18 protein-coding genes are annotated in these 20,097 nt (G+C 63.2%); 12 read left to right on the top strand and 6 right to left on the bottom strand.

The features are described 5' to 3' along the window. Window positions 1–31 precede the first annotated feature (31 nt). The 3 genes from ABKS89_RS16790 to ftsK are packed head-to-tail and all read right to left on the bottom strand — an operon-like array spanning window position 32 to window position 4,464. Window positions 32–1,357, bottom strand: a complete 1,326-nt coding sequence (locus ABKS89_RS16790) for a replication-associated recombination protein A (protein ID WP_348586187.1) — start codon at window positions 1,355–1,357, stop codon at window positions 32–34. Window positions 1,358–1,409: 52 nt separating this feature from the next. Beyond that, a complete protein-coding gene (gene lolA / locus ABKS89_RS16795; RefSeq protein ID WP_045214800.1) occupies window positions 1,410–2,033 on the bottom strand; it encodes an outer membrane lipoprotein periplasmic chaperone LolA in 624 nt (207 codons plus the stop codon). Window positions 2,034–2,052: 19 nt separating this feature from the next. After that, window positions 2,053–4,464 carry a DNA translocase FtsK gene (gene ftsK, locus ABKS89_RS16800; protein ID WP_138215508.1) on the bottom strand — a complete coding sequence of 804 codons (2,412 nt, stop codon included), beginning with the start codon at window positions 4,462–4,464 and terminating at the stop codon, window positions 2,053–2,055. 221 nt (window positions 4,465–4,685) lie between these two features. Here ftsK and trxB point away from each other — a divergent pair, with 221 nt between their 5' ends. The 4 genes from trxB (at window position 4,686) to infA (ending at window position 7,439) form a co-directional block, all read left to right on the top strand. Next, complete coding sequence (trxB, locus tag ABKS89_RS16805) at window positions 4,686–5,636, top strand: thioredoxin-disulfide reductase (RefSeq protein ID WP_081520473.1); 951 nt, start codon at window positions 4,686–4,688, stop codon at window positions 5,634–5,636. 36 nt (window positions 5,637–5,672) lie between these two features. Further along, complete coding sequence (aat, locus tag ABKS89_RS16810; protein WP_348586188.1) at window positions 5,673–6,377, top strand: leucyl/phenylalanyl-tRNA--protein transferase; 705 nt, start codon at window positions 5,673–5,675, stop codon at window positions 6,375–6,377. 31 nt (window positions 6,378–6,408) lie between these two features. Then, window positions 6,409–7,116, top strand: a complete 708-nt coding sequence (locus ABKS89_RS16815; protein ID WP_348586189.1) for an arginyltransferase — start codon at window positions 6,409–6,411, stop codon at window positions 7,114–7,116. A gap of 104 nt (window positions 7,117–7,220) precedes the next feature. Continuing rightward, window positions 7,221–7,439: a translation initiation factor IF-1 gene (gene infA / locus ABKS89_RS16820; RefSeq protein WP_002553999.1), complete on the top strand. Its 219-nt coding sequence runs from the start codon at window positions 7,221–7,223 to the stop codon at window positions 7,437–7,439. Between the two features lie 87 nt (window positions 7,440–7,526). On the opposite strand, the gene clpA is transcribed toward infA, so the two are convergent. Continuing rightward, entirely contained in the window at window positions 7,527–9,800 is a 2,274-nt protein-coding gene (gene clpA / locus ABKS89_RS16825; protein WP_081520476.1) for an ATP-dependent Clp protease ATP-binding subunit ClpA, read from the bottom strand. Between the two features lie 28 nt (window positions 9,801–9,828). Beyond that, window positions 9,829–10,191, bottom strand: a complete 363-nt coding sequence (gene clpS, locus ABKS89_RS16830; protein ID WP_081520477.1) for an ATP-dependent Clp protease adapter ClpS — start codon at window positions 10,189–10,191, stop codon at window positions 9,829–9,831. 228 nt (window positions 10,192–10,419) lie between these two features. On the opposite strand from clpS, the gene cspD reads away from it, so the two are divergent. Next, window positions 10,420–10,695 carry a cold shock domain-containing protein CspD gene (gene cspD / locus ABKS89_RS16835; RefSeq protein ID WP_045214920.1) on the top strand — a complete coding sequence of 92 codons (276 nt, stop codon included), beginning with the start codon at window positions 10,420–10,422 and terminating at the stop codon, window positions 10,693–10,695. A 73-nt stretch (window positions 10,696–10,768) separates the two neighbouring features. On the opposite strand, the gene icd is transcribed toward cspD, so the two are convergent. After that, complete coding sequence (gene icd / locus ABKS89_RS16840; protein WP_348586190.1) at window positions 10,769–12,022, bottom strand: NADP-dependent isocitrate dehydrogenase; 1,254 nt, start codon at window positions 12,020–12,022, stop codon at window positions 10,769–10,771. A 357-nt stretch (window positions 12,023–12,379) separates the two neighbouring features. Between icd and ABKS89_RS16845 the strand changes: the two genes are divergently transcribed. The 7 genes from ABKS89_RS16845 (at window position 12,380) to ABKS89_RS16875 (ending at window position 20,089) form a co-directional block, all read left to right on the top strand. Further along, window positions 12,380–14,602, top strand: coding sequence for an NADP-dependent isocitrate dehydrogenase (locus ABKS89_RS16845; protein ID WP_138215504.1), 2,223 nt, complete (start codon window positions 12,380–12,382; stop codon window positions 14,600–14,602). Between the two features lie 104 nt (window positions 14,603–14,706). Beyond that, a complete protein-coding gene (locus ABKS89_RS16850; RefSeq protein WP_348586191.1) occupies window positions 14,707–15,150 on the top strand; it encodes an NUDIX hydrolase in 444 nt (147 codons plus the stop codon). A gap of 71 nt (window positions 15,151–15,221) precedes the next feature. Then, complete coding sequence (mnmA, locus tag ABKS89_RS16855) at window positions 15,222–16,349, top strand: tRNA 2-thiouridine(34) synthase MnmA (RefSeq protein WP_348586192.1); 1,128 nt, start codon at window positions 15,222–15,224, stop codon at window positions 16,347–16,349. After that, window positions 16,346–16,966, top strand: a complete 621-nt coding sequence (gene hflD / locus ABKS89_RS16860) for a high frequency lysogenization protein HflD (RefSeq protein WP_081520482.1) — start codon at window positions 16,346–16,348, stop codon at window positions 16,964–16,966. The genes mnmA and hflD overlap by 4 nt, the downstream gene beginning before the upstream one ends. 95 nt (window positions 16,967–17,061) lie before the next feature. Then, the gene (gene purB / locus ABKS89_RS16865) at window positions 17,062–18,432 is read left to right on the top strand and encodes an adenylosuccinate lyase (RefSeq protein WP_192402398.1); all 1,371 of its coding nucleotides are present in this window, start codon (window positions 17,062–17,064) and stop codon (window positions 18,430–18,432) included. 60 nt (window positions 18,433–18,492) lie between these two features. Then, complete coding sequence (locus ABKS89_RS16870) at window positions 18,493–19,668, top strand: ribosomal protein uL16 3-hydroxylase (RefSeq protein ID WP_138215500.1); 1,176 nt, start codon at window positions 18,493–18,495, stop codon at window positions 19,666–19,668. Continuing rightward, a complete protein-coding gene (locus ABKS89_RS16875; protein WP_017517103.1) occupies window positions 19,661–20,089 on the top strand; it encodes a GNAT family N-acetyltransferase in 429 nt (142 codons plus the stop codon). The genes ABKS89_RS16870 and ABKS89_RS16875 overlap by 8 nt, the downstream gene beginning before the upstream one ends. Window positions 20,090–20,097: the final 8 nt, after the last annotated feature.

Consider the following 20,097-nt stretch of genomic DNA (forward strand, 5'->3'; position numbering starts at 1 on the left):
CTAGTGTCAGGCGGCGCTCGCGGGCGCCACTTCAGGATTTTCTGCGACGGCGGGAACTGGCCTTGTCGAGGCTGGCCAGATGGCGCAGCTTTTCGCCGATCTTCAGTTCGAGCCCGCGCGGCACGGGTTGGTAATACTGGCGCGGTTCCATGGACTCGGGGAAGTAGTCTTCTCCGGCCGCATAGGCATCCGGCTCATCATGGGCATAGCGGTACTCGTCGCCATAGCCCAGGTTCTTCATCAGCTTGGTCGGTGCGTTACGCAGATGCAGCGGCACTTCCAGCGAGCCGCTCTCCGCCACGTCACGACGCGCCGTGTTGTAGGCGTTGTAGACGGCATTGCTCTTCGGCGCGCAGGCCAGGTACACGATAGCCTGCGCAATCGCCAACTCACCTTCGGGGCTGCCGAGGCGCTCCTGCACATCCCAGGCGTGCAGGCACAGGGTCAGGGCACGCGGATCGGCGTTACCGATGTCCTCACTAGCCATGCGTACCACCCGACGAGCGATGTACAGCGGATCGCAGCCGCCGTCGAGCATGCGCGAATACCAGTACAGCGCGCCATCCGGACTGGAACCGCGCACCGACTTGTGCAGCGCGCTGATCTGGTCGTAGAAGGCCTCGCCGCCCTTGTCAAAGCGCCGGCGCGAGTCGCCCAGCAGGTTCTGCAGCAGCTCGGCACTGATCTCGCCGTTGTCCTCGGCCAGGTCGGAGGCGTTCTCCAGCAGGTTGAGCAGGCGCCGGCCATCGCCGTCGGCAGCGGCCATGAGAATGGCGAAGCTGTCGTCAGGCAGGCTCAGGTTGCGCTTGCCCAGCCCCTTTTCCTCGATCAGCGCACGCTCGACCAGTCGGCGCAGGGCCGCTTCGTCCAGGCTTTTCAGCACATAGACGCGGGCGCGGGAGAGCAGCGCGTTATTCAGCTCGAAGGACGGGTTCTCGGTGGTCGCGCCAATGAAAATCAGCGTGCCGTCTTCCACATAGGGCAGGAAGGCATCCTGCTGGCTCTTGTTGAAGCGGTGCACTTCGTCGACGAAAAGGATGGTGCGGCGGCCGTACTGCGCGGCGTGCTGCTTGGCCACTTCCACCGACTGGCGGATTTCCTTCACGCCAGAGAGCACCGCCGAGATGGTCTCGAAATGCGCATCGGTAACCTGGGCCAGCAGCTTCGCCAGGGTTGTCTTACCGACTCCGGGCGGGCCCCAGAAGATCATCGAGTGCAGCGCGCCCTGCTCCAGCGCCTCGCGCAGCGGCTTGCCGCGGGCGAGCAGGTGCTCCTGGCCGACGTACTCGTCCAGACTGGTCGCGCGCAGGCGCGCGGCCAGGGGCTGGGAAACGGGGGCGGAGCGGAACAGATCCAAGGTCTTACCTATTTATCACTCAAAGCCGGGGACTTGACGCACGCAGTACCGGTCACTCCTGGATGACGTCGACACCCTTGGGCACTTCGAAGACGAACTGCTTGGCGTCCATCGCCTCGTTCATCTTCACGTCGAAGAACAGGATGTTGGTGCGCTGGCCGACGCTGTCGATCAGTTGCATGTCGTTCACCACACCACTGCGGAAAGAAATCCGCAGGCTGTCGAACAGGGTGTCCTTGGACTTCGGCTTGAGGGTGAAGTCGACCACGTTGCCGCCATCCTTGGCGGTGATGTCAAAGCTCTGGCCGATCTTCGACACGTCACCGGAGAGCAGCAGCGCCGGGGTCTGGGTCAGGCGCTGATCAAGCTTCTGGATGGTCACCTGCTCCAGGTCCGGGTCGTACAGCCAGATCTTCTCGCCATTGGAGATCAGCAGTTGCTCGTTCGGCGCATCGGTGTGCCAACGGAACAGGCCCGGGCGTTTCAGGCCCAGGGTGCCTGCAGTTTCCTGCAGGCGGGTGCCGCTGCCGTCCAGGGTCAGCTGGGAAAAGCGCGCGGTCATTGTCTGGGCCTTGGTGAGCATTCCGCTCAGGCGCTGCGCAGCAGCCTCGTCGGCATGGGCCTGGACGCCGGCAACAGCCAGCGCAGCAACGAACAACAGGCGGATCAGACGCATCGAAATCCTCGAAGTCGAATCAATCACGGATCGGGGCCGGCGCCATTACTTCGCGCGAGCCATTGGTATTCATCGGAGTGACCACACCGGCCATCTCCATCGCCTCGATCATCCGCGCGGCGCGGTTGTAGCCGATCTTCAGCTTGCGCTGCACGGCGGAGATCGAAGCCCGGCGGCTTTCGGTCACGAAGCGCACGGCTTCGTCGTAAAGCGGATCGTCCTCACTGCCCTCGCCGCCTTCGCCACCACCGCCACCTTCGAACGAACCGCCACCGCCTTCTTCGGCGCCGGCGAGGATGTCCTCGATGTAGTTCGGCGCGCCACGCAGCTTCCAGGCCTCGACAACGCGGTGCACCTCATCGTCGGAAACGAAAGCGCCATGGACGCGAATCGGCAGGCCGGTGCCCGGCGGCAGGTAGAGCATGTCGCCATGACCCAGCAGCTGCTCGGCGCCACCCTGATCGAGGATGGTGCGCGAGTCGATCTTGCTGGAGACCTGGAAGGCAATACGGGTCGGGATGTTCGCCTTGATCAGGCCGGTGATCACGTCCACGGACGGACGCTGGGTCGCCAGGATCAGGTGGATGCCCGCCGCACGCGCCTTCTGGGCGATACGGGCGATCAGCTCTTCCACCTTCTTGCCGACGATCATCATCATGTCGGCGAATTCGTCGACCACCACCACGATGGTCGGCAGGGTCTGCAGCAGCGGTGCTTCGTCTTCCATGCTCTCGCGGCGGTACAGCGGGTCGGTCAGCGGGGTGCCGGCCTCCTCCGCGTCCTTCACCTTGCGGTTGAAGCCCGCGAGGTTACGCACGCCCATGGCCGCCATCAGCTTGTAGCGGCGCTCCATCTCGGCGACGCTCCAGCGCAGCGCGTTGGCAGCCTCCTTCATGTCGGTGACCACCGGGCAGAGCAGGTGCGGAATGCCTTCGTAGATCGACAGTTCCAGCATCTTCGGGTCGATCATGATCAGCCGCGCCTCTTCCGGCGTGGACTTGAACAGGATCGACAGCAGCATGGCGTTCACGCCCACCGACTTACCGGAACCGGTGGTACCGGCCACCAGCAGGTGCGGCATCTTCGCCAGGTCAGTGATGACCGGGTTGCCGCCGATGTCGTGGCCCAGGGCCAGCGGCACGGTGGACTTGTGCTCGTCATATTCCGGCGTCATCAGCACTTCGGAGAAGCGCACCATCTGCCGGTCTTCGTTGGGAATCTCGATGCCGACGGTGGTCTTGCCGGGGATGACTTCCACCACGCGCACACTGATCACCGCCAGCGAACGCGCCAGGTCCTTGGCCAGGTTGGAGATGCGGCTGACCTTCACGCCGGCGGCCGGCTGGATTTCGAAACGGGTGATCACCGGCCCCGGATGCACGGACTCGACGATGACTTCGACGCCGAACTCCTTGAGCTTGATCTCCAGCAGGCGCGACATGGCCTCCAGGGATTCGGGCGAGTAGCTCTGCTTCTTTTCCGAGGCCGGGTCGAGGATCGACAGCGGCGGCAGCGTGCCTTCCACGGCGGTATCGACGAACAGCGGCGCCTGCTTCTCTTTCAGCACGCGCTTGCTCGGCTCGGCCGGCTTGGTGGGCGGCGGCGGGACGTCGATCTTCGGCGCCACGCGCTTTTCGCGCTCCTGCACGCTCTTGACCAGCGCTTCCTCGCGCTCGATCAGGCGCTCCTTGACCTTGGCCTGCTCGCGGCGGTCGGCAACGATGGGCGCGGCGACCTCGGCCACGCGCTCGTCGACTTCTCGAAGCTGGGCGACGAGCTGCTTGTGCTCGCTGCGGGCGCTCCACCAGCGGTTGGTGGCGTTATGAATCAATTCGAAGAGGTCGAGGGTGATCTTGCCGGTGACGTCCATCACCTTGAACCAGGACAGGTCAGCGAACACCGTCATGCCAAACAGGAACAGCGCCAGGAACAGCAGCGTGCTGCCCTGCACGTTCAGCGCATTGATGCCCAGTTGGCCCAGGCTCTCGCCCAGCGCACCGCCAGCCGTGGCCGGCATATGGGCACCGCTGGTGTGGAAATGGATGTAAGCCAGCGCGGAGCCGGACAGGACCAGGAACACCAGGCCGATCAGACGCCAGGAGAACAGCCAGCCGCTCCACTCCCAGGCCACGTGGCGTTTGCGGAAGACCTGGTAGGTCTTCACCGCCAGCAGCAGCGGGAACAGGTAGGCGAAATAGCCCAGCACCATGAACAGGATGTCCGCGCTCAGCGCGCCCAGGCGGCCGGCCGCGTTCTGCACCTGCTCGACGTGACTGGAATGGCTCCAGCCCGGATCGGAGGAATCGTAGGTGAGCAGCGCCATCCACAGGTAAAGGCAGAGTGCGCCGAGCGCAATCAGGGCCCCTTCCTTCAGACGGTAGTGCAGTTGCTGGCGCCAGGCGGCGGCATGGCTTGCTGTGGTGTCCTTCAAAACGCTTCTATTCCTGCGCTATACGCGCGTCCGAGAGTCGTTGGGCCGCGAAACGGGCCTATTGTACGGCTTTGGCCGGCCGATGCCAGCGAACCCGGGTGTGCCTGACTGCGCTTTTGCCGGCTTTCCGGGGTTCGGTGTAGCATAGCCCAACACCGCTTTTCGGCTGCTCAATTGGAGCATGCATTCTCTTACGTGACAAAGGCTTATGGAGTCTTTTTATGAGTGAAGTCAAGCATTCGCGCCTGATCATCCTGGGCTCCGGCCCCGCGGGCTACACCGCGGCCGTGTACGCCGCGCGCGCCAACCTCAAGCCTGTTGTCATCACCGGCATCCAGCCCGGCGGCCAGCTGACCACCACCACCGAGGTCGACAACTGGCCCGGCGACGTCGAGGGCCTGACCGGTCCCGCCCTGATGCAACGCATGGAGCAGCACGCCAAGCGTTTCGATACCGAGATCGTCTACGACCACATCCACACCGCCGAGTTGCAGCAGAAGCCCTTCACCCTCAAGGGCGACAGCGGCACCTACACCTGCGACGCGCTGATCATCGCCACCGGCGCCTCGGCTCAGTACCTGGGCATGTCCTCGGAAGAGGCCTTCATGGGCAAGGGCGTTTCCGCCTGCGCTACCTGTGACGGTTTCTTCTACCGCAACCAGGTCGTCTGCGTGGTCGGCGGCGGCAACACCGCCGTGGAAGAGGCGCTGTACCTGTCCAACATCGCCAAGGAAGTCCACCTGATCCACCGTCGCGACAAGCTGCGCTCGGAGAAGATCCTGCAGGACAAGCTGTTCGAGAAGGCCAAGAACGGCAACGTCCGCCTGCACTGGAACACCACCCTGGACGAAGTCCTGGGCGACAACATGGGTGTGATCGGCGTTCGCCTGAAGGACGCCGAAAGCGGCGAAACCCGCCAGCTGGACCTGTCCGGCGTATTCATCGCTATCGGCCACAAGCCCAACACCGACCTGTTCAAGGGTCAGCTGGAGATGCATGACGGCTACCTGAAGATCAAGGGCGGCGCCGAAGGCAACGCAACCCTGACCAGCATCGACGGCGTATTCGCCGCCGGCGACGTGGCCGACCACGTTTACCGCCAGGCGATCACTTCCGCCGGCGCCGGCTGCATGGCCGCGCTGGACGCCGAAAAGTTCCTCGACGACAACTGATCGGCGCCAGGGGAGGCTCACCCTCCCCTCCTCCCTATGCTCAAGTGGCTTTCCCGCAGCAATTTCGACTTTCCGCCCCTCGACAAGGCCCTGCATGAGCCCAACGGGCTGCTTGCGGCCGGCGGAGACCTCAGCCCGCAGCGTCTGATCCAGGCCTACCGCCATGGCTGCTTCCCCTGGTACCAGGATGGCCAGCCGATCCTCTGGTGGTCACCGGACCCACGCACCGTGCTGTTCCCCGAAGAGCTACACGTCTCCCGCAGCCTCGCCAAGTTCATCCGCCAGCAGCAGTACCGGGTCACCATCGACCAGGCCTTCGAGCAGGTCATCCACGGCTGCGCCGGACCGCGCGATTATGCGGACGGCACCTGGATCACCACGCCAATGCAGGACGCCTATTGCCAACTGCACCGCCTGGGTGTTGCTCACTCGGCGGAAGCCTGGCAGGGCAACGAACTGGTCGGCGGGCTTTACGGGCTGGCCATCGGCCGGCTGTTCTTCGGCGAATCCATGTTCAGTCGCGCCGACAATGCCTCCAAGGTCGCCTTCGTCGCCCTGGTGCAGCGCCTGAAGGCCGCGGGTTTCGTGATGATCGACTGCCAGATGCCGACCCAGCACCTGCACAGTTTCGGCGCCCGCGCCATTTCCCGCCGCGAATTCGCCAGCTACCTGCGCCGTCATCTCGACGAAAAACCATCGCAGGACTGGACTTCGCAGGCGGACCCGCTCAGCCTGTCTTAAACTTGCCTGAGGGACCTCGCAGGGGTTGAAGATGACCGAGCTCGCCCGCCTGAAGTTTTACGCCACGCAACCGCATCCATGCAGCTATCTGCCCGAGGAGCAGGCCACCACCCTGTTCCTCGACCCCAGCCAGCCCATGGACGCGCAGTTGTACGCCTCGCTGTCCGAGGTGGGTTTCCGGCGCAGCGGTGAGCATCTCTACCGGCCGCACTGCCAGCACTGCACCGCGTGCATCCCGGCGCGCATTCCGGCCGCCGGCTTCCAGCCGAATCGCCAGCAGAAGCGCATCATCAAGCGCAACGCCGATCTGGAAGTTGTCCGCAAGCGGCCCGCCTTCACCGAGGAGTACTACGCCCTCTACATGCGCTACATCGAGCAGCGCCACGCCGACGGGGACATGTACCCGCCCAGTCGCGACCAGTTCGCCACCTTCCTGGTGCGCGACCTGCCGTTCAGCTGCTTCTTCGAGTTCCGCCTCCACGGCAGACTGCTTGCCGTCGCGGTGACTGACGTTCTGCCCAACGGCCTCTCCGCGGTCTACACGTTCTACGAGCCGGACGAAGAGCGCCGCAGCCTCGGCCGATTCGCCATCCTCTGGCAGGTCGCCGAGACCGAGCGCCTGAACCTGCACGCCGTCTACCTGGGCTACTGGATCAAGAACTGCCGAAAGATGAACTACAAGACCCAGTACCGCCCGATCGAGCTTTTCGTGAACCAGCGCTGGGTAGCCTTGAACTGAAGCGAAAACAGCCATTGGCGTTGTGGGGCGATTTCAGGCACAATGTGTGCCTTTTTTAATGCCCTGAAACTTCAGGCAACCATAGATACCGAGGGTTCTACTGCATGTCGAAAGAAGACAGCTTCGAAATGGAAGGCACTGTCGTCGACACCCTGCCCAACACCATGTTCCGCGTGGAGTTGGAGAACGGGCACGTCGTTACCGCGCACATCTCCGGGAAGATGCGCAAGAACTACATCCGCATCCTGACCGGCGACAAAGTTCGCGTTGAACTGACGCCCTACGACCTGTCCAAGGGTCGCATCACCTACCGCGCTCGCTGACAGACGGTAGGTGCCGGCAAGAAACCGGCACACAGAAAAACGCCCGGCATTTGCCGGGCGTTTTCGTTTGGGCCTGACTAAAGCGCGTCAGGCCGGCTCTGCGGCGATCACTTCGAACTCGAAGGCCAGCTCGCCGTCCTTCAGGTCCACATGGGCCACACCGCCGTGCTCGGCCAGCTCACCAAACAGGATCTCCTCGGCCAGCGGCCGCTTGATCTTGTCCTGGATGAGCCGCGCCATCGGGCGAGCACCCATCTGCGGATCGTAGCCCTTGTCCGCCAGCCAGCCGCGCGCCGAATCGCTGACCTCGATCTGCACGTGCTTGTCCTCCAGCTGCGCCTGCAGCTCGGTGAGGAACTTGTCGACGATGCTCTTGATGGTCTCGTGACTCAGACGGCCGAACTGGATGATGGTGTCCAGGCGGTTGCGGAACTCCGGCGTGAAGCTCTTCTTGATCACTTCCATGGCATCGGTGGAATGGTCCTGCTGCGTGAAGCCGATAGAGGCCCGCGCCGCGGTTTCCGCGCCAGCGTTGGTGGTCATGATCAGGATGACGTTGCGGAAGTCCGCCTTGCGCCCGTTGTTGTCGGTCAGCGTGCCGTGGTCCATCACCTGCAGCAGCAGGTTGAAGACTTCCGGGTGCGCCTTCTCGATCTCATCCAGCAGCAGCACGCAGTGCGGCGTCTTGGTGATTGCTTCGGTAAGCAGTCCGCCCTGGTCGAAACCGACATAGCCCGGAGGCGCGCCGATCAGACGGGACACGGTATGCCGTTCCATGTACTCGGACATGTCGAAGCGCACCAGCTCCACACCCAACGCCTTGGCCAGCTGACGAGCCACCTCGGTCTTGCCCACCCCGGTCGGGCCGGAGAACAGGAAGGAGCCGACAGGCTTGTCCGGCGATTTGAGACCGGCGCGTGACAGCTTGATGGCAGTCGACAGCGACTCGATGGCCGCGGCCTGACCGAACACGGTCAGCTTCAGATCACGCTCGAGGTTGCGCAGCAGCTCTTTATCGGAGCTGGACACGTGCTTGGGAGGGATCCGCGCGATCTTCGCGACGATGTCCTCGACCTGCGGCACCTCGATGCGCTTCACGCGCTTCTCTTCCGGCTGCAGGCGCTGGTAGGCACCGGCCTCGTCGATCACATCGATGGCCTTGTCCGGCATGTGCCGATCATTGATGTAGCGGGCAGCCAGCTCGGCGGCGGCGCGAAGCGCCTCATCGCTGTACTCGATGTGGTGGTGCTGCTCGAAGCGTGGCTTCAGGCCTTTCAGGATGCCGAAGGTGTCTTCGACGGACGGTTCGGTGACGTCGACCTTCTGGAAGCGACGAGCCAGCGCGCGATCCTTCTCGAAGATGCCGCGGAATTCCTGGAAGGTGGTCGAGCCGATGCAGCGGATCTCACCGGACGACAGCAGCGGCTTCAGCAGATTGGACGCATCCATCACGCCACCCGATGCCGCACCGGCGCCGATGATGGTGTGGATTTCGTCGATGAACAGCACGGCGTGCGGGCGCTTGCGCAGCTCGTTGAGCAGCGCCTTGAAGCGCTTCTCGAAGTCGCCGCGGTACTTGGTGCCCGCCAGCAGCGCACCCAGGTCCAGGGAGTAGACGACGCTGTCGGACAGCAGGTCCGGCACCTGGCCGTCGACGATGCGCTTGGCCAGACCTTCGGCGATGGCAGTCTTGCCGACGCCAGCCTCACCCACCAGCAGCGGGTTGTTCTTGCGGCGACGAGCCAGGATCTGCGCGACGCGCTCGACTTCCGACTCGCGACCAACCAGCGGGTCGATGCGACCCTGGCGCGCCAGGTCGTTCAGGTTGCTGGCGTAGGCGTCCAGCGGATGGCTGGAAGTGGAAGACTCGCCGCCCTCCTCGTCCTGCATCTCCTGCTCGCTGTCCTGATGCTCGGCATGGCCCGGCACCTTGGAGATGCCATGGGCGATGTAGTTGACCACGTCGATCCGCGCGACGCTCTGCTGCTTGAGCAGGAACACCGCCTGGCTTTCCTGCTCGCTGAAGATGGCGACCAGTACGTTGGCGCCGGTGACTTCGCGCTTGCCGGAACTCTGCACGTGGAATACGGCACGCTGCAGGACACGCTGGAAGCCCAGGGTCGGCTGGGTTTCGCGATCCTCGTCGTGCTGGGGGATCAGCGGCGTGGTGGAATCGATGAACTCCTGCAGGTCTCGCCGCAGCTTGTCCAGATTCGCACCGCACGCCTTCAGAACCGTTGCGGCAGCCTCATTATCAAGAAGCGCCAACAGCAAGTGCTCAACGGTCATGAACTCATGCCGCTTCGCCCGCGCCTCCTTGAAGGCGAGATTGAGGGTGACTTCGAGCTCTCGATTCAACATGACTTCACCTCGCTCCCAAACATCCGCATCAACCTTCTATCTCAATTTCGCACAACAGTGGATGTTGGCTCTCCCTCGCATATTGATTGACCTGCATGGCTTTGGTTTCCGCAACATCGCGGGTAAAGGTCCCGCAGTGCGCCTTGCCCTGGGTATGCACAGTCAACATGACCTTGGTTGCCTGCTCGCGGTTCATGTTGAAGTACAGCTCGAGCACCTCAACCACGAAATCCATCGGGGTGTAATCATCGTTGAACATGATGACCCGATACATGGACGGCGCCTTCAGGGCAGGTTTGGCTTCTTCAACCGCCAGCCCCGTCCCGTCGTCTTCCATTGGATCCGGGCGGTCCTGATTGAATGTTAGTCGAATCTGGCTACTTGCATGCATGCTGGAATAAAAGCTTTGCGAGTGGGTGAATGAGTGGGCCGGCCGGAGTTTGAATCGCCTCTCAGGCCCAGACGACGCCGCCTTGACTAACGGCAAAAGGGTGTTACAACCAAAGGATACCCCCCGGAGGGTATCAGGAGTTCCGGACGCCAGTCTTCAGAAAAAGGCATAGCGGAATAGTAGTGGATGATACTCCAGCGATGGAGTCCTTTGCAGAGGGATATCAGCATGCTTAGCGGTAAGGTCAAGTGGTTCAACAACGCCAAGGGCTACGGTTTCATCCTGGCTGATGGCCGAGATGAGGACCTGTTTGCTCATTACTCGGCAATCCAGATGGATGGCTACAAGACTCTCAAGGCCGGCCAACCCGTCAGTTTCGAGATCCTGCAAGGTCCGAAGGGGTTGCACGCGGTGAACATCCAGCCCGTCAACGCCAATGCATCCACCCCGTCCGCGCAGACTGCCCCGAGCAGCGAGGTAGAGAACCTCACGGCGGAAGCCTGATTCGTCAAGGATCAGACGAAACGAAAAAGGCCGGCAGCAAGCCGGCCTTTTTTATGGGCGAAGTATCACCCGGTTACATCTTGGCGATGATCGCGTCGCCGAACTCGGAGCACGACAGCAGCTTGGCCCCGTCCATCAGTCGCTCGAAGTCGTAGGTCACGGTCTTCGCGGCGATGGCGCCGTTCACGCCGTCGATGATCCGGTCGGCCGCTTCCGGCCAGCCCATGTGGCGCAGCATCATCTCGGCGGAGAGGATCACCGAGCCCGGATTGACCTTGTCCAGCCCAGCGTACTTGGGCGCAGTGCCGTGAGTTGCCTCGAACATGGCCACCGAATCAGACAGGTTGGCGCCCGGCGCGATGCCGATGCCGCCCACTTCCGCCGCCAGGGCGTCGGACAGGTAGTCGCCATTCAGGTTGAGGGTGGCGATCACGTCGTACTCGGCCGGACGCAGCAGGATCTGCTGCAGCATGGCGTCGGCGATCACGTCCTTCACCACGATATTCTTGCCGGTAGTCGGGTTCTTGAACTGCATCCACGGGCCGCCGTCGAGCAACTGCGCACCGAACTCGTCGCGAGCGAGCTCATAGCCCCAGTCCTTGAAGGCACCCTCGGTGAATTTCATGATGTTGCCTTTATGGACGATGGTGACCGAGCTGCGGTCATTGTCCACGGCGTATTGCAGGGCCTTGCGCACCAGGCGCTTGGTGCCCTCCTGGGAAACCGGCTTGATGCCGATGCCGCAGTTTTCAGTGAAGCGGATCTTCTTGACGCCCATCTCCTCGGTGAGGAACTTGATGACCTTCTGGGCCTCAGGAGTGCCGGCCTTCCACTCGACGCCGGCATAGATGTCTTCGGAGTTCTCGCGGAAGATCACCATGTCCACATCGCCAGGCTTCTTCACCGGGCTCGGCACACCTTCGAACCAGCGCACCGGTCGCAGGCAGACATAAAGGTCGAGCTGTTGACGCAGGGCCACGTTCAGGGAGCGAATGCCACCGCCCACCGGAGTGGTCAGCGGGCCCTTGATCGATACGACGTAGTCGCGAACGGCATCCAGGGTTTCCTGGGGCAGCCAGGTGTCCTGGTCGTAGACCTGGGTGGCCTTCTCGCCGGCATAGACTTCCATCCACGCGATCTTGCGGTCGCCTTTGTAGGCTTTCTCGACGGCAGCGTCGACGACCTTGATCATGACCGGGCTGATATCGACGCCAATGCCATCACCCTCGATGAAGGGGATGATCGGGTTCTTCGGTACATTCAAGGACATATCGGCGTTGACGGTGATTTTGTCACCGGCCGGCACCTGGATCTTTTGGTATCCCATGCTGAACTCCGCTTTTTGATTGAAACCCTCTTGCAGCCACTGAGGGTAGCTCACAAGTCGGTAATCGAACTACATCATTCCTTAGTCTAAAAAAGGGACACGCTTCACCCTGCCTTTAGGGTGGTATACTGGCCGGCATGACTTAATGGTCATCGAGGTCCGAGCAGTCTGGGACCAGACTCTCTCCTCGCAGCGGCGCACGTCCTCACCAGGATCCCGCCGTACAACGCTCTACTGGCGCCCCAATATCCCCGCGGCAAATCTCGAAGGTCGGTCAACCACTTCGCTGACCGCAAGCGTGTACCAACGCGATTCGAGACTCTGTGCGCGCCCAGCAAAGAAGAGAGTTAGAACGAGATGTCCATCCGCTCGAAGATCACCTACACCTTCACCGACGAAGCACCCGCCCTTGCCACCTATTCGCTTCTTCCTATCGTAAAAGCCTTTGCCGCTTCCGCCGGCATCGACGTCGAGACCCGCGACATCTCTCTTTCGGGCCGTATCCTGGCCTCCTTCGCTGACAAGCTCGGCGACAAGGCGATCGAAGACGATCTGGCCTACCTGGCCGTACTGGCCACCGACTCCAAAGCCAACATCATCAAGCTGCCGAACATCTCCGCTTCGGTACCGCAGCTCAAGGGCGCCATCGCCGAGCTGCAGAAGCTGGGCTACGCCGTTCCGGACTTCCCGGAAGATCCGCAGACCGACGCCGAGAAAGACACCCGCGCCCGCTACGCCAAGGTCCTGGGCAGCGCCGTGAACCCGGTCCTGCGTGAAGGCAACTCCGACCGCCGCGCCCCGGCTGCCGTGAAAGCCTACGCCCGCAAGCACCCGCACAGCATGGGCAAGTGGAGCATGGCTTCGCGCTCCCACGCCGACTACATGCGTGGCGGCGACTTCTTCTCCAGCGAGCAGTCGGTCACCATCCCGAAGGCCGGTGAAGTCCGCATCGAGTTCGTCGGCAAGGACGGCAAGGTCGAGACCAAGAAGACCCTGAAGATGCAGGACGGCGAAGTCCTCGACAGCATGTTCATGAGCTGCAGCAAACTGCGTGCCTTCTTCGAGAAGACCCTGCAGGACTGCAAGGAAACCGGCGTCATGTGGTCCCTGCACGTCAAGGCCACCATGATGAAGATCTCCCACCCGATCGTCTTCGGCCACGCCGTCACTGTCTACTACAAGGACGTGTTCGAGAAGTACGGCCAGCTGTTCGAAGAGCTGGGCGTGAACCCGAACAACGGCATCTCCAGCGTCTATGACAAGATCAAGTCGCTGCCGGCCTCGCAGCAGGAAGAAATCCTGCACGACATCCACGAGGTGTACAGCCACCGCCCGGAAATGGCGATGGTCGACTCGGTCAAGGGCATCACCAACCTGCACATCCCCAGCGACGTGATCGTCGACGCCTCCATGCCGGCCATGATCCGCAACTCGGGTCAGATGTGGGGCAAGGACGGCAAGCAGAAAGACACCAAAGCGGTAATGCCGGAAAGCACCTACGCCCGCATCTACCAGGAAATGATCAACTTCTGCAAAACCAACGGCGCGTTCGACCCGACCACCATGGGCAGCGTACCGAACGTCGGCCTGATGGCGCAGAAGGCCGAGGAATACGGCTCCCACGACAAGACCTTCGAACTGGAAGCTGACGGCGTGATGCGCGTCGTCGACGCCGACGGCAAGGTCCTGATGCAGCACGAAGTACAAGCCGGCGACATCTGGCGCGCCTGCCAGACCAAGGACGCCCCGATCCGCGACTGGGTCAAGCTGGCCGTTACCCGCGCCCGCGCTTCCAACACCCCGGCCATCTTCTGGCTGGACCCGGAACGTGCCCACGACAACGAGCTGCGCAAGAAGGTCGAGCTGTACCTGAAGGACCACGACCTGACCGGCCTGGACATCAGCGTCAAAGGCTACAACGAAGCCATCCGCACCAGCATGGAGCGTCAGCTGCGCGGCCTGGACACCATCTCGGTGACCGGCAACGTCCTGCGCGACTACCTGACCGACCTGTTCCCGATTATGGAACTGGGCACCTCGGCCAAGATGCTGTCCATCGTTCCGCTGATGGCGGGCGGCGGCATGTACGAAACCGGCGCCGGCGGCTCGGCTCCGAAACACGTACAGCAGCTGGTGGAAGAGAACTACCTGCGCTGGGATTCCCTGGGCGAGTTCCTGGCCCTGGCCGTCTCCTTCGAGGAAGAAGGCATCAAGACCGACAACGCCAAGGCCAAGGTACTGGGTAAGACCCTGGATATCGCCACCGGCAAGCTGCTCGACAACAACAAGTCGCCGTCGCGCAAGATCGGTGAGATCGACAACCGCGGCAGCCACTTCTACCTGGCCATGTACTGGGCCCAGGCCCTGGCCGAGCAGAACGACGACGCCGAGCTGAAAGCTCACTTCGCCGGTCTGGCCAAGACCCTGACCGAGAAGGAAGCGGCCATCGTCGCCGAACTGAACGGCGTACAGGGCAAGCCGGCGGAAATCGGTGGCTACTACCGTTCCGACGCGGAGCTGACCAGCAAGGTCATGCGCCCGAGCGCGACCTTCAACGCCGCGATCGACGCACTGGCGTAAGCCATTTCGCGTGACACCAGAACCCCCGGGCCTTCCCGGGGGTTCTGCTTTCTGCGCCCCGCGACGTTAAACTCGCGCCTTTTCGCCCCAACGAGATCATCACCATGCGCTGGCTAGCACACGTCACCGTCGCCACCATCGTCGAAGACCAGGGCCGCTTCCTGCTGGTGGAAGAAATGTCCGCTGACAAAAAGCAGGTGTTCAATCAGCCCGCCGGCCACCTGGAAGCCCACGAAACCCTGCTCGAGGCCGCCGTGCGCGAAACCCTCGAGGAAACTGGCTGGGACGTAGAGCTGACCGCCGTCACCGGCATCTACCTGTACACCGCACCGAGCAACGGCGTGACCTACCAGCGCGTCTGTTTCGCCGCGCGCCCCCTGCACCATCACCCCGAGCGCGCGCTCGACGACGGCATCCTCGGCGCCCGCTGGATGACCCGCGAAGAGCTGGCCGCGCAGCCCGATCGCTGGCGCAGCCACCTGGTGCTGCGTTGCATCGACGACTACCTCGAAGGCGAGCGCTTCCCGCTGGCCCTGATCCGCGACTGAGCCAAGCCCGAGCCTCTGCCGCTCGGCTCTGGTAGAATCGCCCTCTTTACCTGCGTTCGTGACCCGCTGCCATGTCTAGCTCATCCAAAGCCCCCCAGAACACCCGCGTCATCGTCGGCATGTCCGGCGGCGTGGATTCCTCCGTCTCCGCCCTCCTCCTCAAGGAACAGGGCTACCAGGTGGAAGGACTGTTCATGAAGAACTGGGAAGAGGACGACGGCACCGAGTACTGCACCGCCATGACCGACCTCGCTGACGCCCAGGCCGTCTGCGACCGCATCGGCGTCAAGCTGCACACCGCCAACTTCGCCGCGGAATACTGGGACAACGTCTTCGAGCACTTCCTCGAAGAATACAAGGCCGGCCGCACGCCGAACCCGGACATCCTCTGCAACCGCGAAATCAAGTTCAAGGCCTTCCTCGACTACGCCGTCGCCCTGGGCGCCGACCTGATCGCCACCGGCCACTACGTGCGCCGCCGCGACATCGACGGCCGCAGCGAACTGCTCAAGGGCCTGGACCCGAACAAGGACCAGAGCTACTTCCTCCACGCCGTGGGCGGCGAGCAGATCGGCAAGACCCTGTTCCCGGTCGGCGAACTGGAAAAGCCCGAGGTCCGCGCCATCGCCGAGAAATACGGCCTGGCCACCGCGAAGAAGAAAGACTCCACCGGCATCTGCTTCATCGGTGAACGACGTTTCAGCGACTTCCTCAAGCAGTACCTGCCAGCCCAGCCGGGCAACATCGAGACCACCGACGGCACGGTCATCGGCAAGCACGTCGGCCTGATGTACCACACCATCGGCCAGCGCCAGGGCCTGGGCATCGGCGGCCTGAAGAATGCCGACGACAGCCCCTGGTACGTACTGGAGAAGGACCTGGTGCGCAACGTCCTGGTCGTCGGCCAGGGCAACGACCACCCATGGCTGTTCTCCCGCGCCCTGCACGCCTCGCACATCTATTGGGTCAACCCCATCGACCTGGACCAGCCCAAGACCCTGCGCGCCAAGGTGCGCTACCGCCAGGCCGACCAGGACTGCGTGCTTGAACGCACCGGGAACGGCTACCGCGCCGTCTTCGACGAGCCGCAGCGCGCCGTCACCCCTGGCCAGTCCGTCGTCTTCTATGACGGCGAAGTCTGCCTCGGTGGCGGCGTCATCGAATCCGCTGAACCCGCGTTCGCTAAGGACCGTAAATGAGCGATCTGCACGACCAGATCATCGCCCTCTCCGGCGTCTTCGAAGCCGCCTCCCTGGTAGACCGCCTCGCCCGCACCGGGCAGATCCCCGAGGCGCCACTGGGCTGCATGCTCGGCAGCCTGCTGGTACGCGACCCGAAGACCACCCTCGACGTCTACGGCGGCGACACCGCCAACCTGCGCGAAGGCTTCCGCGCCCTGGTCAGCGCCCTCGAGCGTGACCCCAACAGCCTGCAACGCGAGCCCCTGCGTTACGCCCTGTCGCTGATCGGACTGGAACGCCAGCTCAACAAGCGTCCCGACATGCTCGACATCATGGGCACGCGCCTGGATCAGGTTCAGCAGCAGGTGCAGCACTTCGGCCTGGTCCATGAGAACGTCATCGCCTCCTGCGCCGGCCTCTACCAGGACACCCTGAGCACCTTCCGCCAGCGCATCCAGGTGCACGGCGACATGCGCCACCTGCAGATCAACGCCAACGCCGCGCGCATCCGCGCCCTGCTGCTGGCTGGCATCCGCTCCGCGCGCCTGTGGCGACAGCTCGGCGGCAACCGCTGGCAGATGCTGTTCAGCCGGAAGAAGATGCTGAACGAACTGCGCCCGCTGCTGCGCGGCTGAAACACGCCCTTCCGGTCGTCGCAAGGGCGACCGGCTCGCGCCATTCATGTATGATGTGCGCCCTTTTCGTTGACCGACAGCTACGAGAACGCCCCATGCAGCTTTCCTCCCTTACCGCGGTATCCCCCGTTGACGGCCGTTACGGCAGCAAGACCAGCGCCCTGCGTCCGATTTTCAGCGAATACGGCCTGATCCGTTTCCGCGTCCTGGTGGAGGTTCGCTGGCTCCAGCGTCTCGCCGCCCACGCCGGCGTTCCTGAAGTCGCGCCCTTCTCCGCCGAAGCCAACGCCCTGCTGAACCAACTGGCGGACGACTTCCAGCTGGAGCACGCGCAGCGCATCAAGGACATCGAGCGCACCACCAACCACGACGTCAAAGCCGTGGAGTACCTGCTCAAGGAACAAGCCGCCAAGCTGCCGGAACTGGCCAAGGTCAGCGAGTTCATCCACTTCGCCTGCACCTCCGAGGACATCAACAACCTGTCCCACGCCCTGATGCTGCGCGAAGGCCGTGACACCGTACTGCTGCCGCTGATGCGCCAGATCGCCGACTCCATCCGCGAGCTCGCGGTGAAGTTCGCCGACGTGCCGATGCTCTCGCGCACCCACGGCCAGCCGGCCTCCCCGACCACCCTGGGCAAGGAACTGGCCAACGTCGTCTACCGCCTGGAGCGCCAGATCAAGCAGGTCGCCTCGGTAGAACTGCTGGGCAAGATCAACGGCGCCGTGGGCAACTACAACGCCCACCTGTCGGCCTATCCGCAAGTGGACTGGGAAGCCAACGCCCGCGAATTCATCGAAGGCGATCTCGGCCTGAACTGGAACCCCTACACTACCCAGATCGAGCCGCACGACTACATCGCCGAGCTGTTCGACGCCGTGGCGCGCTTCAACACCATCCTCATCGATTTCGACCGCGACATCTGGGGTTACATCTCCCTGGGCTACTTCAAGCAGAAGACCGTCGCTGGCGAGATCGGCTCCTCGACCATGCCGCACAAGGTCAACCCGATCGACTTCGAGAACTCCGAAGGCAACCTGGGTATCGCCAACGCCCTGCTCCAGCACCTGGCCAGCAAGCTACCGATCTCCCGCTGGCAGCGCGACCTTACCGACTCCACCGTGCTGCGCAACCTGGGCGTCGGTTTCGCCCACAGCGTCATCGCCTACGAAGCCAGCCTCAAGGGCATCGGCAAGCTGGAGCTGAACGCTGCGCGCATCGCCGACGACCTGGACGCCTGCTGGGAAGTCCTCGCCGAGCCGGTACAGACCGTCATGCGTCGCTACGGCATCGAGAACCCCTACGAGAAGCTCAAGGAGCTGACCCGCGGCAAAGGCATCAGCGCCGAGGCCCTGCAGGTGTTCATCGAAGGCCTCGACATGCCGGCAGAAGCCAAGGCCGAGCTGAAGAAACTGACCCCCGCGAACTACATCGGTAACGCTGTCGCCCAGGCCAAGCGCATCTGAGATTCGCCCTGACTTTGCACGCCCGGCTGTGCCGGGCGTTTTTGTTTCAAGGACTTAACCATGAATCCTGCTATTCCTCTTCAGCTTTTGGGCGGCATCAGCGCCGAAGAATTCCTCCGCGATTACTGGCAGAAAAAGCCCCTGCTGGTGCGCCAGGCCATCCCCGATTTCAAGAGCCCGCTGGACCCTGACGAACTGGCCGGCCTCGCCCTGGAAGAGATGATCGAATCGCGCATCGTCCTCGAACACGGCGACAGCCCGTGGGAGCTGCGCCGCGGCCCCTTCCAGGAAGACACCTTCAGCCAGATGCCCGAGCGCGACTGGACCCTGCTGGTGCAGGCTGTCGACCAGTTCATCCCGGAAGTCGCCGAACTGCTGGAACACTTCAAGTTCCTGCCCAGCTGGCGTATCGACGACGTGATGATCAGCTACGCAGCCCCCGGCGGCGGCGTTGGCCCGCACTTCGACAACTACGACGTGTTCCTGCTGCAGGGCCATGGCCGCCGCCGCTGGAAAGTCGGCCAGACCTGCGACGCCAGCAGCCCGATGCTGCCCCACGCCGATCTGCGCATCCTCGCCGAATTCGAAGAGAGCGCCGACTGGGTGCTGGAACCCGGCGACATGCTCTACCTGCCGCCGCGCGTGGCCCACTACGGCATCGCCGAGGACGACTGCATGACCTACTCGGTCGGCTTCCGCGCGCCCAGCGCCGCCGAAGTGCTGACCCACTTCACCGACTTCCTCGCCCAGTTCCTCTCCGACGAGGAGCGCTACAGCGATGCCGGCATGGCGGCGATGAAAGGCGACTTCGACCAGCACCAGATCCAGCGCGACGCTCTCGATCGCCTGAAGAACCTGCTGCAGGAGCACATGAGCGACGAGCGCCTGCTGCTCACCTGGTTCGGCCAGTTCATGACCGAGCCGCGCTACCCGGAACTGGTGGCTGGGGAAGAGATCGAGGAAGACGACCTGACCGCAGCCATCGAAGACGGCGAAGTACTGATCCGCAACCCCAGCGCCCGCATGGCCTGGAGCGAAGTGGACGTCGGCCTGCTGCTGTTCGCCAGCGGCCAGACCGTGGTCCTGCCGGAAAAGCTGCGCGACCTGCTCAAGCTGGTGTGCTCGGCGGAGTCGCTGCACGAAGGGAATCTCGGCCAATGGCTGGCCGACGACGATGGGCGTAAGCTCATCGGAGAACTGATCAAACAGGGCAGTCTGGAGTTTGCCGATGAGTAGCAAGATCAGGGTTCGCGTCGCGGACTGGCAGAAGGATAATGCCGATCTGCGGCGCATTCGCGAGGCGGTGTTCATCGCCGAGCAATCGGTCCCGCCGGAACTCGAATGGGACGCCGAGGATGTCGAAGCCGTGCACTTCCTGGCCTTCGAAGGCGACTACGCCATCGGTACCGCCCGCCTCCTGCCGGACGGGCACATCGGCCGGGTGTCGGTCCTCAAGGACTGGCGTGGCCTGAAGGTCGGTGACCTGCTGATGCGCGCCGCCATCGAGCAGGCCGAGAGCCAGGGCCTGCAGCGCCAGTTGCTGACGGCGCAGGTCTACGCCATTCCCTTCTACGAACGGCTAGGCTTCCAGGTGGCCAGCGGCGAATTCCTCGACGCCGGCCTCCCCCACGTGGACATGGTGCGCGAGAGCGCCTGAGCAACGAC

Origin of the sequence: Pseudomonas sp. LABIM340, from assembly GCF_040017195.2 — a bacterium.
GTDB lineage: Bacteria > Pseudomonadota > Gammaproteobacteria > Pseudomonadales > Pseudomonadaceae > Pseudomonas.

Excerpts from the sequence above, each read along its gene's own strand:
- ABKS89_RS16850 (WP_348586191.1), top strand. The coding sequence starts at position 14,707 with ATGCGCTGGCTAGCACACGTCACCGTCGCCACCATCGTCGAAGACCAG.
- ABKS89_RS16815 (WP_348586189.1), top strand. The coding sequence starts at position 6,409 with ATGACCGAGCTCGCCCGCCTGAAGTTTTACGCCACGCAACCGCATCCA.
- aat (WP_348586188.1), top strand. The coding sequence starts at position 5,673 with ATGCTCAAGTGGCTTTCCCGCAGCAATTTCGACTTTCCGCCCCTCGAC.
- ABKS89_RS16870 (WP_138215500.1), top strand. The coding sequence starts at position 18,493 with ATGAATCCTGCTATTCCTCTTCAGCTTTTGGGCGGCATCAGCGCCGAA.
- clpA (WP_081520476.1), bottom strand. The coding sequence starts at position 9,800 with ATGTTGAATCGAGAGCTCGAAGTCACCCTCAATCTCGCCTTCAAGGAG.
- lolA (WP_045214800.1), bottom strand. The coding sequence starts at position 2,033 with ATGCGTCTGATCCGCCTGTTGTTCGTTGCTGCGCTGGCTGTTGCCGGC.
- clpS (WP_081520477.1), bottom strand. The coding sequence starts at position 10,191 with ATGCATGCAAGTAGCCAGATTCGACTAACATTCAATCAGGACCGCCCG.
- ABKS89_RS16845 (WP_138215504.1), top strand. The coding sequence starts at position 12,380 with ATGTCCATCCGCTCGAAGATCACCTACACCTTCACCGACGAAGCACCC.
- cspD (WP_045214920.1), top strand. The coding sequence starts at position 10,420 with ATGCTTAGCGGTAAGGTCAAGTGGTTCAACAACGCCAAGGGCTACGGT.
- purB (WP_192402398.1), top strand. The coding sequence starts at position 17,062 with ATGCAGCTTTCCTCCCTTACCGCGGTATCCCCCGTTGACGGCCGTTAC.
- ABKS89_RS16875 (WP_017517103.1), top strand. The coding sequence starts at position 19,661 with ATGAGTAGCAAGATCAGGGTTCGCGTCGCGGACTGGCAGAAGGATAAT.
- trxB (WP_081520473.1), top strand. The coding sequence starts at position 4,686 with ATGAGTGAAGTCAAGCATTCGCGCCTGATCATCCTGGGCTCCGGCCCC.
- hflD (WP_081520482.1), top strand. The coding sequence starts at position 16,346 with ATGAGCGATCTGCACGACCAGATCATCGCCCTCTCCGGCGTCTTCGAA.
- icd (WP_348586190.1), bottom strand. The coding sequence starts at position 12,022 with ATGGGATACCAAAAGATCCAGGTGCCGGCCGGTGACAAAATCACCGTC.
- infA (WP_002553999.1), top strand. The coding sequence starts at position 7,221 with ATGTCGAAAGAAGACAGCTTCGAAATGGAAGGCACTGTCGTCGACACC.
- mnmA (WP_348586192.1), top strand. The coding sequence starts at position 15,222 with ATGTCTAGCTCATCCAAAGCCCCCCAGAACACCCGCGTCATCGTCGGC.